Annotated in this window: 1 pseudogene; it reads left to right on the forward strand. The window is 65.1% G+C overall.

Features of this window, described 5'->3' with window-relative positions:
* Positions 1–12 precede the first annotated feature (12 nt).
* Positions 13–292, forward strand: a pseudogene (locus tag C482_RS22585) (DUF4157 domain-containing protein); the annotation flags it as partial.

A 292-nucleotide genomic window follows, 5' to 3' on the forward strand; every position in this document is an offset into this window, starting at 1 on the left:
CCTGCCGCTGGTATCCCTACAGCACCCGTCCCGCACGCTCCGGACCCACACGCACATGCACATTCGCCACCCGAAGCAACGCCACCGGGCGAACCCGTCGTTCCAGGCTACGGTTCCACTGACACGGAGCACTCCCCCGAAACGGCGACCGAAATCCAGGACCACATCCAGCGCGCACTCGAGGGAACCGACACCACGCAGGACGAGATTCCCGATACCGTCCTCGACGTGTTAGGTGAGGGTGGCCGCTCTCTCGAGCAGCCAATTCAGCGGGCACTCGAGGAGCGCATGG

It is taken from the genome of Natrialba chahannaoensis JCM 10990, from assembly GCF_000337135.1.
Taxonomy (GTDB): Archaea; Halobacteriota; Halobacteria; order Halobacteriales; family Natrialbaceae; genus Natrialba; species Natrialba chahannaoensis.